The organism is Legionella quinlivanii (assembly GCF_003265995.1).
Taxonomy (GTDB): domain Bacteria; phylum Pseudomonadota; class Gammaproteobacteria; order Legionellales; family Legionellaceae; genus Legionella_C; species Legionella_C quinlivanii_A.
Genome location: NZ_MVJN01000003.1, coordinates 292429 through 306694, shown reverse-complemented (window position 1 = coordinate 306694; position 14266 = coordinate 292429). Strand labels below are relative to the sequence as shown.

Genomic DNA, 14266 nt, shown 5'->3' with positions numbered 1-14266 from the left:
GGCAATGACAAGTTCAGAGTTAAGACAAGGCCTCAGTCTGGGCTGATTTAAATTGGCCTCTCCTTTGCCATAAACTGCTGATTAATGGTGGGGAACACATCAATAATAATCCAAGGATTAAAGTCAATTCATAACGACCTGTGCTTCCGACATTAATATTTTCCGGCGGCATGAAACTGACAACCAGGGTGGCCAGCGTTCCAATGATGCCAACTGAACAAACGAACAGCAAGCCTGCTTTGCCCCCTGGAATGCGAAACGCGCGATAATGATCCGGAGCACTGAATCTTAATTTGATTGCTGCAAGAAACATCATTAAATACATCAGCATGTAAAGCTGGGCGGCCAAAGCCGTCAGTAACCAGTATGATCCATTTACACTGGGCATAAACAAAAAGAGGGTCGATAATAAAGTGACAATAACTGCCTGGGTAATCAGCATCACCACGGGAGCATTTTGCCGATTGGTACGTTGAAACAACTCCGGCAGATTACCATCCTGGGCTGCCACAAGAAGTCCTTTGGTAGGCGCAATAATCCAGTTACTGACGCCGCCGAGACCACCCATAACCAGCATCAAAGCCACTATCGGCATCATCCACACCAGGTGGTATTGCTTAAAAAACGCATTGAAGGCCTGCATAATCCCGGCCACCAGATTGATTTCGCTGTTAGGTAATACTACCGCAATAGCCAGTGAACCTAATATGAGGGTGCTTAGAATAATCAGGACCGAGTAAATAAGCGCACGAGGAAAGGCATGCTGCGGATTATTGACATCGTTCGCATGTACCGTGGCGATTTCTATCCCGCAGAATGACATCATAATCGCCGTTAATGAAACCCACATGGAGCGATCCTGCCAATGCGGGCTGATACTTTGCAAATCAAACTGAACTTGCAGGGGATTGCCGCCTGCCAGCCAGACCGCTCCCAGGCCAATGATTAAGCCCATCGGCAACAAAAGACCGGAAATAGCACAGATATTGCTAAACAGAGCAGACGATTTCATACCGCGCAAATTGACCAGAGTTGCCCCCCAGAAGGAACATACAATTACCAGCCATAAAAAATAAGGATTGTCCGCCATTGCCGGATTAATCAGATAACCGATTGTTCCTGCGACAAAAGAAAGGATAGTAGGATACCAGATGACATTTTCAATCCATTGCAGCCAGATGGCAAGAAAACCGGCTTTTTTACCAAAAGCCTCTTTAACCCAGATATAAATGCCGCCCTGTCTGGCCCAGCCGGAAGCCAATTCGGCAGAAACCAGCGCGGTAGGAATTAAAAAAAACAAAGCCCCGAGAAAGAAAAAGGATATTAGCTGGCTGCCAAACAAGGCCGTTGCGGGTAAGTTTCGGATACTGTCTACCGAGCCTACAGTAATCATTGTCAGACTAAAAATGCTAAGCGCATGCTTATTACTCATTACATTCCTTCACTGCTGGTCCACACTTGCTGAAGCTATTATATTGGCTTTAGCTTAAGAAAATCTTAATTATTGAATAATTAATGGTCAAAATGAGCTATTTATTTTAAACGCATTAAAATAAATTATCAAAATGCACCACTGTACGCCACTCTTTTGCATTTGTAAATAATGGATGAGCTGAATAAAATTTAATCATTTTTGGCTCTAGTAAATTGCAGGCATAGAACACTGATTGTTTATCCATATCTGAGTTATAATATCTCCTTTCTATTCGCCTGATTTTAATATGGAAAATACGCTTTTGACTCAGGTTTTCATCTTTCTGGCAGCAGCCTCTCTGATCGTTCCGCTTGCCAGCCGCTTTAAACTGGGTTCGGTTCTGGGCTATCTTTTAATCGGTATCGTTATTGGTCCTTATGGTCTGCGGCTTATGGGTAATGCCGAGCAAATTATGCATTTTGCCGAATTCGGGGTCATTATGATGCTTTTTCTGATTGGCCTCGAGCTTGAACCTCCCATGCTTTGGCGCTTACGAAAAGCCATAATCGGCCTGGGCAGTTTGCAAGTGGGCATCACCACACTGGCTCTGACATTGCTTGGTCTTTTATTGGGCTTTAAATGGCAAACCTGTCTTGCTTTAAGTATGGCCTTTTCCTTGTCTTCAACCGCTCTGGTTTTGCAAATGCTGGAAGAAAAAAACCTGCTGCGGACTGTTGAAGGCGAAACCTCTTTTGCCGTTCTACTATTTCAGGACATTGCCGTAATCGCGATATTGATTATTCTGCCCTTACTGGCAGCCGAACCCGGTCTGGCTGCTGCCAGCGAAGCTCATGCAAGCCGTTTTCTGAACTTGCCGGAATGGGCGCATGCCATTACCGTCGCTACCGTCATCAGCTTGCTGGTTATCTCCGGTCACTATTTTTCACGTCATCTTTTTTCAATGATTGCCCGGACTAATCTGCGCGAATTATTTACCGCAACCTCGCTGGCTCTGGTGGTCGGTATCACTTTATTAATGCAAACCATCGGTGCTTCCCCCGCTCTGGGGGCCTTTGTCGCCGGCGTGGTTCTAGCTAACTCCGAATACAAGAGAACACTGGAAACCGATATTGAACCGTTTAAAGGCTTGCTGCTGGGCCTTTTCTTTATCTCGGTAGGCATGAGCATGAATTTCAACTTGCTGGCCTCCCATTCAGCATCGGTTCTGGCAGGAGTTTTTCTGATTGTGATTATTAAGGCAGTCATTCTGATCGGACTTGGCTATTCTTTTGGATTAACCCGATTACAAAACCTTGGTTTTGCCCTTTCGCTTTCTCAGGTAGGGGAATTTGCGTTTGTTCTTTTAAAGTTTTCTGCCTCACTTGGAGTTATTTCTCTGCAAATCAGTGAGTTGAGTATTCTAATCGTGGCGCTTTCAATGTCCATAACACCATTCCTGATGTTATTGTACTATCACATTCTGGTACCCCGGTTTATGAGCCGGATTCCAAAACCTGAGTTCGATACCATCAAGGAAAATCATCCTATTATTCTCGCTGGCTATGGACGTTGCGGCCAGATTATTGGACGTTTTCTCACTGCACAAAAAATTCCTTTGACTATTCTGGAAAGGGACCCTGAGCAAATTGAACTGCTTCGTAAATTTGGCTTCAAAGGCTATTTCGGGGATGCCACGCGTCTTGATTTACTGCAGAATGCCGGGGCTGCCCATGCGAAACTGCTAATTATTGCAGTGGCTGATCCGGAAGTAAGTCTTGAGGTCGCAGCGATGGCTAAAGAAACCTTTCCCCACTTAAAAATCTTTGCGCGCGCCAGAAACCGCCGGCATGCCTATGAATTGCATAAACTCGGTGTGGACTACTTCAAACGGGATACCTTTGATTCGGCACTCAATATGGCAAAAGATATTATGATTGAGCTTGGACACAATCCCAGACACATGGCAAAAAAAATGCAAATGTTTGCCGAACTCGATGATGCTTCACTTAGAAAATCCTTTGCTTTTTTTGATGAGGAATCGACTTTGATCAGCTTTTCGAGACAAGTAAACTGGGAACTTGAGAAAGTCTTGCAAACTGATTTGGAGGCTCAACACGCCGTTTCAAGAAAAGAGGTTGAAGCTTAAAGAGTCTCAGTGTCGCCATTGAAAAAAAAAGACTTCTGTCATTCCCGCGAATGCGGGAATCCATTCCTCAGTTGGCATTATAGCTAGTCTAGAGATGGATCCCCGCCTTCGCGGGGAAGACGGTTTAATAGAGAGTATTTTCTTAAGTTGATGATTATACACTTTTCGCAGGAAGGAGAGATTTTCAACTTATTTAACTACCATAATCCACTTGGAAGAAGGGTCAGTTCGTCTGTTGTTATTAGGATTACCTGCAGTGTAGTGCTTGCTCATCAAGGTGCTGGTGTTGCCATCAAATTTATTATTACTGATATGTTTTTTCAGGCACTCACTCACTGTTTCTCCTGATGTTTTTCCGCAGAAAGCCTGAGTAAAATCATAGTAGGGTAAAAGTTTGCTGCTGTCCGCATTCTTCCCGATAAAATGATAGGTTACATAATCTTTTAATCGCCATGCGCTGCCTGAATTCGATCTTGAAAAGCTCAGGGTTTTAAAGGAGGAAGCATTTCCATGGTCCACGCCAAGGCCTGCGGAATAAACGATGGGGATTACGTAGCTTTTATTGCCAACGACCATTGCGTGAATTTCATCATAATGTGAGTGAGCGGCCATCATGCCAATGACTACTTCAGGGTATGCCTTGATTATTTTTTTGAATGAGTTTTGATAGTCTGTTTCCCAGGATTGAGGAGGAACATGCATTGCCAGCACTACACTGTTATTTTTTGCGCGACTGGATTTAAGCTGACTCTCCAGCCATTGCATTTCTTCCCTGGCGCCCTCTCGTGAAGGTGAAAAGCTAGGCCTGTTCACAAATAATACGCTGTTTAATGACAGCATTTTGAGATGATCACCTAAATAAGCAGAGTAATAACCATATTTTTTGTTTTCACTGCTAATACAGGCCTGACCCTTGTAGGGGCATTTATTCCCGGTTGAAAGAAAGCCATTGCCATTTCCGGTTATTGCCTGCAAAAGCGTATAGGCTGAATCATCACGATAACTAAATGGACCGTAATTTCTTTGTAATGAATCGTTATTTCCAAACACGGAAAAGAAAGGAGCAGGATTTATCTTTTCCTGAAGCGCTTCGAAAACGCCATTAATATCATCCCTGGAGGTTTTGCGGCTATAGCCATTATGAGCTGGCAAATCACCAAGTAACACGACAGAAGGATTGGCGGACCTCTTCAGATCAACCTGTTCTCCCAGTTTACTGATTAGTGTCTGATAGCTTCGCTGGTCTAACTCATTTCTGAGATCAGCCGGCGGATTAATATTGGTTGTTTTGCGAAGCGTAACATCCATATGCGGATCAGAAATTAAAAACAATTCCGCCTGATTGCTATTGTTTGCAGCGATAGCTGGAATGTTAACGGCATAGAGTAAGCTTGCAGCCATTACCATCATTAATTTTTTAGTGTTCATCATTGTCTCCTAATAAACAGGTTGTCAGTAAGCACTATTAGCGTTCACTTGATTACAATGATATCGACTGGAATTTAAGGCCTCGTTAAAGCAACTACGCAATTTTTGCAAAATAGGTGGAAAAATCAGAAATTATCTGTGGTTTCAACAAAAACTGCCTTTAAATGGGCCTGCATTCAAAGGCAGTTATTAGACTAAGCGTTCTTATTGCTGTTCATCATAGCGTTTAACGCTGGACAGCACTTCCTCTCGGGCCGGTTCGATGCCAGCCCAACCATCGACTTTCACCCATTTGCCTTCTTCAAGATCTTTATAATGCTCAAAGAAATGTTCAATAGAAAGCAACAGCGGCTTAGGCAAATCCTGATAGGTTCCAACGCCTTCATACATTTTGGTTAACTTGTGAGTCGGCACAGCTAAAAGCTTGGCGTCTACCCCTTTTTCATCAGTCATTTTCAGCATGCCCAGTATACGGCAGGCAATTACAGAACCACTGATCAGAGGCACAGGAGTAACTACCAGAACATCAACCGGATCACCATCTTCCGAAAGCGTATTGGGGATATATCCGTAATTTGCCGGATAATACATGGCGGTTGCCATGAATCGATCGACGAATAAAGCGCCGGATTCTTTATCCACTTCATATTTTACCGGTTCTGCATGCATAGGAATTTCAATTACCACATTAATTTCATTGGGTATGTCTCGACCACTATTAATCCGCATTAAGCCCATTTTCTTCATCCAAAAAATTTTTTCGCAGGTATTATGCTAAAAAGTGCTTTAAAAGGCAAAATAACTAACTCCAGTATAAAAGCAATCTCGGTATCAACCTGTATGCAAATAAAATACCTGTTCTTGAACAATAAATTGTACCAGTTCAGATATGGGCTCCCGCGGGTCTTCACCCGGGGGCCAAGTCAAATTGTTATATTTAAATTGAAATATTAAGGTTGCTCTGAGCGCTTTCCTTATTGATTTTACCAATAATATCAGTTAGACCCTGATCAGCCTCTAATAAATAATTCAAGTTATTGCCAATATGACATATGACGGTGGCTCTGCCTTGAGACATTCCGGAATTGACTTCCATTGCATTGCTCATGTATTGCAATTTTTGAGCGATTATTTTTACATCGTCCATGTTATCCAGAGTTATCCAAAAGGTTAATCCTTTTGTTGTACTTGATTTCCAACCCGTTACCCCTGAGTATTTCTCAATAAACGCAGCGGCCTGGGAAACTTGTCTTTGTAACAGTTCAGGCGCTACAGGAATGGCTGTTTTTTTAGCATCATAAACTTTTTCAAGATTTTTGCCGGCTGTCACCATATCTCGGCAGAACCCGATTTGGCATTCTATCTCGTTTTTTAATTTGGGCTTAAACTGTTTTTTCCACTTTTCAATGGATTCTATTGCAAGGTTATTGATGTTGATGGAGGGATATTTACGCTGAATGCGCTTACAAAGAGTAGCCATTGCAATTGTAAGCTGCATATGCTCTTCTCTTTTCTCATTTTTATAGGGTGCCTTTTGAGCTTCAAGGATGCGAGCTTTAATCAAATCGGCTAATGGCTTTCTTGTTACAGCAATTTGACTAATTGCTTTCGAATACTGGCTATCAGGGTTTCTTGCATCTCCTGGATATCGCAATAAAATATCAGGATATCCCAATCCTTTTAAAACACAATTCATTAAACAGGTGGCAGTTCTTCCATTGCCATTAGCAAATGGGTGTATCTCTGTAAGTTCATAAAATACATTTGCTGCAAAAGTTGCTACCTCATCAATATCTTCAGCATTGCATTGTACTAGTTGCTTTACGAGTCTATCGGAAAACTCATTCATTTTTTCCATGATTTGTTCTGGCAAAATACATATCTTGCATAGCTTTCCAACGATGGCCTTATCTTCATCAGAAAGCAAATTCCTATTAAAAGCTACATATAATTTTGACAGCGTACGAACACTTTCCGGATTTTCATCTTTATCAACAATTTTTTGAGCACAATCTGGAATAGTTATTGATGGGTCTTTTTTGATTCGATCGATTAATTTTAAAAACTTTAAGCTATCTGGTTCAGGTACTTTATAGTTTTTGAGTAGAAAATTTGCGAATTTTTTTGGTGTATTTCCAGGAGAATGCTTGTTTGCCAAATAAAGAATAAATTCCTGCACTATGGATGCACCATGATGCCAGCGGAAAACAAATTGATCAGTAAATTCTCCTGAATGCATTTCAAATGGCGCTAATAATGTTTTCGCTATAAAACCATGTATTCTTTTTGTGTGTTCAAGCAGGTCGGTGCTGGTCAAAGACTTTGTTTTTATTAAGGGAAGCAGATTTTCCTGTGCATATAAATAGGCTGCCATCATATCCTGATATTGGCCTGCCTCATGGAAATATGTATCTTGCAAGGTCTGTGAATCGTGGTTGGGAGATGATTCTGGATCAAATGAATAGGCAATAGCAGGATTAAATTCTTTAAGAAAATCACGGTAATACATAGATGTCTCGTAAATTAAAAGCTCTATATTACCATAAATTGACCAATTATTGCATCTATTAAGCACAGATTGATAACATTTGCTCACCTGAATTATAGTTGTTCTTTAATGCTTGAAATATAATATTTTAGGCAGTACCACTATTTGGAGTAAGCATGCCTGCACCGTTCTATAGACGTCCATCAAGAATCTTGTATGGGTAAAAGGACTTACTTTTTATACAAATTACATTAACCAACTCCTGTAAGCGGACGAGGTAAAAACTGATTTAACCGCACTTTAAATCATCCCCCAAGCAGTAAACTTTGAAGTGCCTGCCATCTCGGAGTATAATGATTCATTAAGCCAAATTCAGGAAAACTATGGATTGCTTGTTCTGCAAGATTGCAAAAGGTGAACTCCCGTCAACGATCGTTTTTGACGGGCCTGAGATCATGGCCTTTCGGGACATTCGCCCTCAGGCACCGACTCATATTCTGGTCATTCCCAAGCAGCATATTGCTACAATAAATGACACAGACAGCAAGGATGAGCAACTCCTCGGGCGAATGATCCTGACCGCCAAAAATCTGGCTAAAAAAGAACATTTAAGTGAACAGGGATATCGGCTTGTTTTTAATGTGAATTCAGGTGGAGGGCAGGAAGTTTACCACATTCACTTACATCTTCTTGGCGGCCGTCAAATGACTTGGCCTCCAGGTTAGGACATTGTCAATGCATGAACTATATACAAAAATACTTGAAGAAATTGGTGAAGATCCTAATCGTGAGGGTCTGAAAGATACTCCAAAACGAGCAGCCACTGCTTTTCAATATTTGACTAAAGGCTATAATGAGGATCTCCAGGACATCATTAATAATGCTCTTTTTGAGTCAGATATGAGCGAGATGGTGATTGTTAAGGATATTGAATTATATTCCATGTGCGAACATCATCTTTTACCATTTCTGGGCAAATGCCATGTGGGTTATTTACCAAACGGCAAGGTATTGGGATTGTCCAAAGTAGCACGTATTGTGGAGTATTTCGCACGCCGCCTGCAAATCCAGGAACGTTTAACAATGGAAATTGCCAGCTGTATCGAATCCATTACAGGAGCGAAGGGCGTCGCAGTAGTCATTGAAGCCAAACACCTGTGCATGATGATGCGTGGTGTGGAAAAACAAAACTCAAGCATGCTGACTTCAGTCATGTTGGGCGCTATGCGTCAGAATGTAAGCAGCCGGGCTGAGTTTCTGTCTCTTATCGGTAAATAAATCTTCTGGGCAATATCATCGTCTCTCGGGCTCCCGTGAAAGCGGGAAATCCGCTGACATCCTGTTTATATCCGCTTAATTCATCGAACTGCAACTCGACAATTGATTATTTTTTGAGCAATTCCTATATTATATATGAGATAGTTTATTATGGAGTAATATGCCATGGCCAAAGCTCGTAAAACTTATGCAAAAGAAAGCAAAAAAATAGCGGATGAAAATCTGGAAAAATTGTCCGGTGGCTTAAATATCCAGGTTATAGGATTCAAGGAAGCAAAAAATACAAAAAATAAAGGGAAAAAGAAAAACCGTTAATTGAATACAGAGCTGAACAGAATTGATTTCTTGAATGGCTACGGTTTTTGATATGAGCTCAAACAATTAATCAAGCTGATACTGGAGATAATTATCATGAGCAAAGTACAGAAAACCACCGTAAAAGATAAAAAGATTACCGATGATAATCTGGAAAACTTGTCTGGTGGCACTATACGTACTCCGAAAGCCGAGTTGAAGGGTTATGTGTTTGAAGGTAACCCAAACTCATCTCCTTCGAAAAATACAAAAAAGAAACGACAGACTACAGTTAATCGGCCCCTTTAGGTGTTGGTGAAAAAAACGAATTGAAATAGCGGAGGAGAGCAATCCTCCGCATCTATTGCTAGAGATTGTCAGAATGCTCAGATAAATACTCAGCAACTCCTTTTGGAGAAGCTTTCATACCAGCCTTACCTTTTTCCCAGCCAGCTGGACACACTTCGCCATGCTCTTCAAAAAACTGCACTGCATCGATAATACGAATAATTTCATCAATGTTGCGGCCAATTGGCAGATCATTAACGATTTGTGAACGGACCAGGCCATTTTTATCGATGATAAAGGCACCACGGAACGCGACACCAGCCACAGGATGCTCGACACCATAGGATTGGCAGATGGTGTGGGTCATATCGGCAGCAAGAGTGAACTCAACAGCGCCAATACCACCTTGCTTGGTGGGCGTATTGCGATAAGCATTATGGGTGTACTGAGAGTCAATGGACACGGCGATAACTTCGACGTTTCTTGCTTTGAACTCACTCATACGGTGATTAAGAGCAATCAATTCAGACGGGCATACAAAAGTGAAGTCGAGAGGGTAAAAGAATATCAACCCGTAACGATCTTTTAAAGCACTGTGCAAATTGAATTTATCAGTGATTTCACCATTGCCCAACACTGCAGGCACAGTAAAATCAGGGGCTTTTCTTCCAACTAAAACACTCATTCCTGCTCTCCTTTTTCGGCACATTGCAATGTGCTTAATTCTTATTATTTTAAGAGGTTACTGCTTCACGCAAGATCGCTTCCAACTCACCTTGCTGATATAACTCGGCTATAATATCAGATCCTCCGATTAATTCACCCTTTACATAGAGCTGGGGAAATGTAGGCCAGTCAGCAATTTGCGGCAGAGCCTGTCTGATATCGGGATTGGCAAGCACATCCACATAGGCGAAATTAACGCCGCAGGCATCAATGCATTGGACAGCGCGGGCCGAAAAGCCGCATTGGGGCATTTTGGGATTGCCTTTCATGTAAAGTAATATAGCATTATCTTTAATCTGCTGTTTTATTTTGCTTATAACATCCACTGAAATTTCCACAAAGGCACCTAAAAAAGTTTCGATAAAACATAATTATGGCGAAAATAAGTTCAATTAGCAACTGAACAGCAATCCAGGCCTGTCATTTCAATCATTTTTTTAGTACGGATCCCCAGTCATTCCCGTCGTTTACCCTATAAAGCGCTTTGATTTAATTGAATATGCTCAACATCCTGCTACACTTACCCATTCAACTTACTTATTGGAGAAATCATGGCTTTTTCACTCCCTCCACTTCCTTATGCAATGGATGCTCTGCAACCCCATATTTCCAAAGAAACTCTCGAATATCACTATGGTAAACACCATAATGCCTACGTCACCAATTTGAATAAATTAATTCCCGGCACCCAGTTTGAGTCCATGTCTCTGGAAGAAATTATCAAAAACTCAACAGGCGGCATATTTAACAATTCAGCCCAGGTGTGGAACCACACTTTTTACTGGCACTGCCTGAGCCCACAGGGTGGCGGAGAGCCTGCTGGAGAGTTAGCGGAAGCGATTAATAAAGCGTTTGGGTCTTTTGCGGCTTTCAAAGAACAATTTACCCAGACAGCGATTACTACCTTTGGTTCTGGCTGGGCCTGGCTTGTTCAGGACAATGCCGGTGATCTCAAAATCATCAGTACCAGCAATGCAGGCACGCCGATGACTGATAATTTAACCGCCCTGCTCACCTGCGATGTCTGGGAACACGCTTATTATATCGATTACCGCAATGCACGACCGGATTATGTGAACGCATTCTGGTCATTGGTGAACTGGGATTTCGTAAGCAAGAACATGCGTTAATTCAGGAGTTCATTTTTAATTTAAATACTGCTATTTTAGGGGCGATCGATATCGTTCTCGTTCGCCCCGATATCTCTCAATTCCTGCATTAATCCATGCAGCAGCTCGAATAACCTGGAAAAGGAATATCATGGCAATAATTACCAGTTACAGCCCAATGCCAATTTCATTCACTCATGGAGAGGGAGTATGGCTGTTTGATGAGAATGGAAAAGCCTATCTGGATGGTTTAAGCGGCATTGCCGTTTGTGGACTGGGGCATGCGCATCCTGATGTCACTCGAACTATTCAGAATCAGGCGGCAAAACTTTTACATACTTCCAATGTGTTTCATATAAAAGAGCAGGAACTTCTGGCTGAACGGCTGACCAGAATGACCGGCATGCAACAGGCATTTTTTGCCAACTCGGGGGCGGAAGTCAATGAAGCGGCTATCAAACTGACTCGTTTATACGGGCATAAAAAAGGCATTGAAACCCCTTCAATCATTGTCATGGATCGTGCCTTTCACGGAAGAACCATGGCAACATTAACCGCTTCCGGCAGCAGAAAAGTGCAGGCAGGATTTGAGCCTCTGGTGCCAGGTTTTATCCGCGCCCCCTTTAACGATATTCAGGCGCTGAAAACCATTGCTGAAAACCGAGAAGATATCGTTGCCGTCATGCTTGAGCCTATTCAGGGTGAAGGCGGCATTTTTCCAGCAGAAAATTCTTATCTGCGCGCAGTATCCGATTTATGCCATCAACATGACTGGCTACTGATTCTCGATGAAATCCAGACAGGGAATGCAAGAACTGGCAAATTGTTTGCTTTTATGCACGCCGGAATTCAGCCGGATATTCTGACTACGGCCAAAGGGCTTGGCAACGGCATACCTATTGGAGCCTGCCTGATGAGCGGCAAAGCCTGTGACTTGTTTAAGCCAGGAAATCATGGCTCCACTTTTGGAGGCAATCCATTAGCCTGTGCAACAGCACTTACTGTTCTGGATGTAATCGAAAGAGATAAGCTCTGTGAAAAAGCGGCTCATGATGGAATGCAGCTGCAGGACAAACTGATGCGTAGTCTGCATGAGCATCCGGGAATTCGTGCCATTCGTGGTCGCGGTCTGATGCTTGGTATTGAAATTGACAAACCGGCCAGCGATGCCCGCCTGATTGGCCTGGAGAATGGAGTTCTATTTAATGTGACGGCTGAGAATGTCATTCGGCTTCTACCGCCGCTAACTATCACCGAAGAAGAAATGGATGAACTGGTGAAGCGTTTAAGTAAAACAATTTATCAGTTTTATGGAATGTGAGCGCCTGGCTTTCTCTTGCCCTGACCGGCTTGAGAAAGCCTGTCTTTGAAGCACTCGTTTTTTATTGCAAAGGGATCTCTTTGCCAGACAAAACGATGCTGTCCGCATGTTGCATATTTAAGTATTCGCTACGCATCGCCTGCAATATTTGCTGCAGGGTTAAAAACTCATAACTGAGCTGAAAATACAATTCCGCGCTTTGATTTTCCTGCAGTTCTCCCACTGTAAGATAGGCAGCCTTTCCCATATCTGAAAAATAACGGAGGCTGACATGCCTTTTCTGAGCCATTCCGGGAAACAAACCGCAGAATAATAAGCTTTTATCCCCTACATCCCTTAGCAATTCAACTTGCTTATGCCGGGTGGAATTCATGGACTCGAGAAAATCCATCGCAATTACCGATTCAATCAGTTTGGGGCCTTGTGAAAAACGCATTAACAGAAAGACCAGATAACTTTCAGTCGTTTCATTTAAGACCATCTGCGTTGAGGCTTGCGCTTCATTCACCAATGCATGCCATTGACTAAGTTCTGTGGGATGCAATATCAACTTCTTCATGAATGGCTTCCTTTTTTTGTACTTGTCATTGAAAGTTTAGCAAAGTGCATACCAAAAGATTAAAATTTAGGCATAAGCCGAAAGAAAAATCATGCTGAATAAAGTATTTGAATAGCAGCGCTTTAAAGCGCAGAATATAAAAAAAACATGCATTTTTATGTTATTTTTCAATAAGTTAATTAATATTTTTTACTTGAACCCTTCTCGGTTTTTTCCTAAACTGAAATTTTGCATCGCTTGGGTGTTGCAATGTATAAACGCATATTCGCATTCCTGTTAAGCTTCCTGATTCTCAATTTATATGCCAGTAACCAGCCAGATTGTGATGGAACTACAGCAAACCCCTGTTTGATTCAGGATACCATGCCGGAGACTATCGCATTGGCCTCGATGCGGGATTTATCGCAAATTATTCAATTTAAGAAAGAAGAACCATCTGCCTTGTGGGTTTCGGCAAGTGCTAATCCCAATTTGCAAGGCTGGCTTCAACTGGCAAGCTATATCACGGCAAAAAGCAATGACGAAGCATCGCAACGCATCGTTCTTGATTTAAGACAGGAAAATCATGCCTATCTGAATGGTAACTCCATCACTCTTTCTGACACTCATAACTGGATCAACCTTGGTAAATCCACTGAACAAGCCGAGAAGGCGGAACTGGATTGGCTTAAGGAGCTGGGTAAATCTGAAGTTATTTCAGGAATATTGACTCCTGATCAATTCCTGGAACAGAGTTTTGACGCGGGTTTGACAGTTCAGGTCGAATCATTGAGTAACGAAAAGCAACTGGTGAGCAGTTTAGGCTTCGTTTATTACCGTTTAGCGGTAAGTGACCATCAGAGGCCCAATGATGAGATTGTCGATGAATTTGTCAGCTTTATTGATCATTTGCCGCCGCAAACCTGGCTGCATATTCATTGTCGTGGAGGGAAAGGACGCTCCACAACGTTCATAGTGATGTATGATATGTTAAACAATGCAGCAGAGGTGAGTTTTGATGAAATCATTGCCCGCCATGCCGCCGTTCCCCCTTACTATGATCTGGCCAATACAAGCCGTTCCGATAGTGAGCTGACTCACTATTTTGTTGAGCGCTATCAATTTCTTGATTATTTTTATCATTATTCCCAGGCACGTCTTGGAGGTTACTCAGGCAGCTGGTCGGAATGGATTAACCAGCAAACTATGGTAAGTACCTCCAAGGCACTGTGATTA

15 protein-coding genes are annotated in these 14266 nt (G+C 42.3%); 8 read left to right on the top strand and 7 right to left on the bottom strand.

Features of this window, described 5'->3' with window-relative positions:
* Nucleotides 1-19: 19 nt before the first annotated feature.
* Nucleotides 20-1432 carry an APC family permease gene (locus tag B1207_RS05100; RefSeq protein ID WP_112218905.1) on the bottom strand — a complete coding sequence of 471 codons (1413 nt, stop codon included), beginning with the start codon at nt 1430-1432 and terminating at the stop codon, nt 20-22.
* Between the two features lie 289 nt (nt 1433-1721).
* Here B1207_RS05100 and B1207_RS05095 point away from each other — a divergent pair, with 289 nt between their 5' ends.
* A complete protein-coding gene (locus B1207_RS05095; protein WP_112218904.1) occupies nt 1722-3560 on the top strand; it encodes a monovalent cation:proton antiporter-2 (CPA2) family protein in 1839 nt (612 codons plus the stop codon).
* A gap of 189 nt (nt 3561-3749) precedes the next feature.
* Here the strand turns inward: B1207_RS05095 and B1207_RS05090 are convergent, their stop codons facing one another.
* The 3 genes from B1207_RS05090 to B1207_RS05080 form a co-directional block, all read right to left on the bottom strand.
* Nucleotides 3750-4991, bottom strand: coding sequence for a metallophosphoesterase (locus B1207_RS05090; protein WP_112218903.1), 1242 nt, complete (start codon nt 4989-4991; stop codon nt 3750-3752).
* Nucleotides 4992-5192: 201 nt separating this feature from the next.
* Entirely contained in the window at nt 5193-5726 is a 534-nt protein-coding gene (gene ppa / locus B1207_RS05085; RefSeq protein WP_112218902.1) for an inorganic diphosphatase, read from the bottom strand.
* A gap of 199 nt (nt 5727-5925) precedes the next feature.
* Nucleotides 5926-7497 (bottom strand): Fic family protein, encoded by a 1572-nt coding sequence (locus tag B1207_RS05080; RefSeq protein WP_112218900.1) that lies wholly within the window; start codon nt 7495-7497, stop codon nt 5926-5928.
* Between the two features lie 362 nt (nt 7498-7859).
* On the opposite strand from B1207_RS05080, the gene B1207_RS05075 reads away from it, so the two are divergent.
* The 4 genes from B1207_RS05075 (at nt 7860) to B1207_RS05065 (ending at nt 9357) form a co-directional block, all read left to right on the top strand.
* Nucleotides 7860-8201: a histidine triad nucleotide-binding protein gene (locus tag B1207_RS05075; protein WP_058506824.1), complete on the top strand. Its 342-nt coding sequence runs from the start codon at nt 7860-7862 to the stop codon at nt 8199-8201.
* Nucleotides 8202-8211: 10 nt separating this feature from the next.
* The gene (gene folE, locus B1207_RS05070; protein WP_112218899.1) at nt 8212-8754 is read left to right on the top strand and encodes a GTP cyclohydrolase I FolE; all 543 of its coding nucleotides are present in this window, start codon (nt 8212-8214) and stop codon (nt 8752-8754) included.
* Nucleotides 8755-8919: 165 nt separating this feature from the next.
* Nucleotides 8920-9069: a hypothetical protein gene (locus B1207_RS15930; RefSeq protein WP_172458133.1), complete on the top strand. Its 150-nt coding sequence runs from the start codon at nt 8920-8922 to the stop codon at nt 9067-9069.
* 96 nt (nt 9070-9165) lie between these two features.
* Nucleotides 9166-9357, top strand: a complete 192-nt coding sequence (locus tag B1207_RS05065) for a hypothetical protein (protein WP_112218898.1) — start codon at nt 9166-9168, stop codon at nt 9355-9357.
* Between the two features lie 58 nt (nt 9358-9415).
* On the opposite strand, the gene B1207_RS05060 is transcribed toward B1207_RS05065, so the two are convergent.
* The gene (locus tag B1207_RS05060) at nt 9416-10021 is read right to left on the bottom strand and encodes a peroxiredoxin (protein ID WP_112218897.1); all 606 of its coding nucleotides are present in this window, start codon (nt 10019-10021) and stop codon (nt 9416-9418) included.
* 49 nt (nt 10022-10070) lie between these two features.
* Nucleotides 10071-10388: a Grx4 family monothiol glutaredoxin gene (gene grxD, locus B1207_RS05055; protein ID WP_112219017.1), complete on the bottom strand. Its 318-nt coding sequence runs from the start codon at nt 10386-10388 to the stop codon at nt 10071-10073.
* A gap of 225 nt (nt 10389-10613) precedes the next feature.
* Here grxD and sodB point away from each other — a divergent pair, with 225 nt between their 5' ends.
* Nucleotides 10614-11192, top strand: coding sequence for a superoxide dismutase [Fe] (sodB, locus tag B1207_RS05050; protein WP_112218896.1), 579 nt, complete (start codon nt 10614-10616; stop codon nt 11190-11192).
* 130 nt (nt 11193-11322) lie between these two features.
* Nucleotides 11323-12492, top strand: coding sequence for an aspartate aminotransferase family protein (locus B1207_RS05045; RefSeq protein ID WP_112218895.1), 1170 nt, complete (start codon nt 11323-11325; stop codon nt 12490-12492).
* A gap of 61 nt (nt 12493-12553) precedes the next feature.
* On the opposite strand, the gene B1207_RS05040 is transcribed toward B1207_RS05045, so the two are convergent.
* On the bottom strand, nt 12554-13051 hold the full coding sequence (locus B1207_RS05040; RefSeq protein WP_112218894.1) for a hypothetical protein: 498 nt from the start codon (nt 13049-13051) through the stop codon (nt 12554-12556).
* A 249-nt stretch (nt 13052-13300) separates the two neighbouring features.
* Here B1207_RS05040 and B1207_RS05035 point away from each other — a divergent pair, with 249 nt between their 5' ends.
* Nucleotides 13301-14263: a phosphatase domain-containing putative toxin gene (locus B1207_RS05035; protein WP_112218893.1), complete on the top strand. Its 963-nt coding sequence runs from the start codon at nt 13301-13303 to the stop codon at nt 14261-14263.
* Nucleotides 14264-14266 lie beyond the last annotated feature (3 nt).

Bases quoted from the DNA above. Each gene is read 5' to 3' on its own strand.
- B1207_RS05100 (WP_112218905.1), bottom strand. From the start codon at position 1,432: ATGAGTAATAAGCATGCGCTTAGCATTTTTAGTCTGACAATGATTACT.
- B1207_RS05095 (WP_112218904.1), top strand. From the start codon at position 1,722: ATGGAAAATACGCTTTTGACTCAGGTTTTCATCTTTCTGGCAGCAGCC.
- B1207_RS05090 (WP_112218903.1), bottom strand. From the start codon at position 4,991: ATGATGAACACTAAAAAATTAATGATGGTAATGGCTGCAAGCTTACTC.
- ppa (WP_112218902.1), bottom strand. From the start codon at position 5,726: ATGGGCTTAATGCGGATTAATAGTGGTCGAGACATACCCAATGAAATT.
- B1207_RS05080 (WP_112218900.1), bottom strand. From the start codon at position 7,497: ATGTATTACCGTGATTTTCTTAAAGAATTTAATCCTGCTATTGCCTAT.
- B1207_RS05075 (WP_058506824.1), top strand. From the start codon at position 7,860: ATGGATTGCTTGTTCTGCAAGATTGCAAAAGGTGAACTCCCGTCAACG.
- folE (WP_112218899.1), top strand. From the start codon at position 8,212: ATGCATGAACTATATACAAAAATACTTGAAGAAATTGGTGAAGATCCT.
- B1207_RS15930 (WP_172458133.1), top strand. From the start codon at position 8,920: ATGGCCAAAGCTCGTAAAACTTATGCAAAAGAAAGCAAAAAAATAGCG.
- B1207_RS05065 (WP_112218898.1), top strand. From the start codon at position 9,166: ATGAGCAAAGTACAGAAAACCACCGTAAAAGATAAAAAGATTACCGAT.
- B1207_RS05060 (WP_112218897.1), bottom strand. From the start codon at position 10,021: ATGAGTGTTTTAGTTGGAAGAAAAGCCCCTGATTTTACTGTGCCTGCA.
- sodB (WP_112218896.1), top strand. From the start codon at position 10,614: ATGGCTTTTTCACTCCCTCCACTTCCTTATGCAATGGATGCTCTGCAA.
- B1207_RS05045 (WP_112218895.1), top strand. From the start codon at position 11,323: ATGGCAATAATTACCAGTTACAGCCCAATGCCAATTTCATTCACTCAT.
- B1207_RS05040 (WP_112218894.1), bottom strand. From the start codon at position 13,051: ATGAAGAAGTTGATATTGCATCCCACAGAACTTAGTCAATGGCATGCA.
- B1207_RS05035 (WP_112218893.1), top strand. From the start codon at position 13,301: ATGTATAAACGCATATTCGCATTCCTGTTAAGCTTCCTGATTCTCAAT.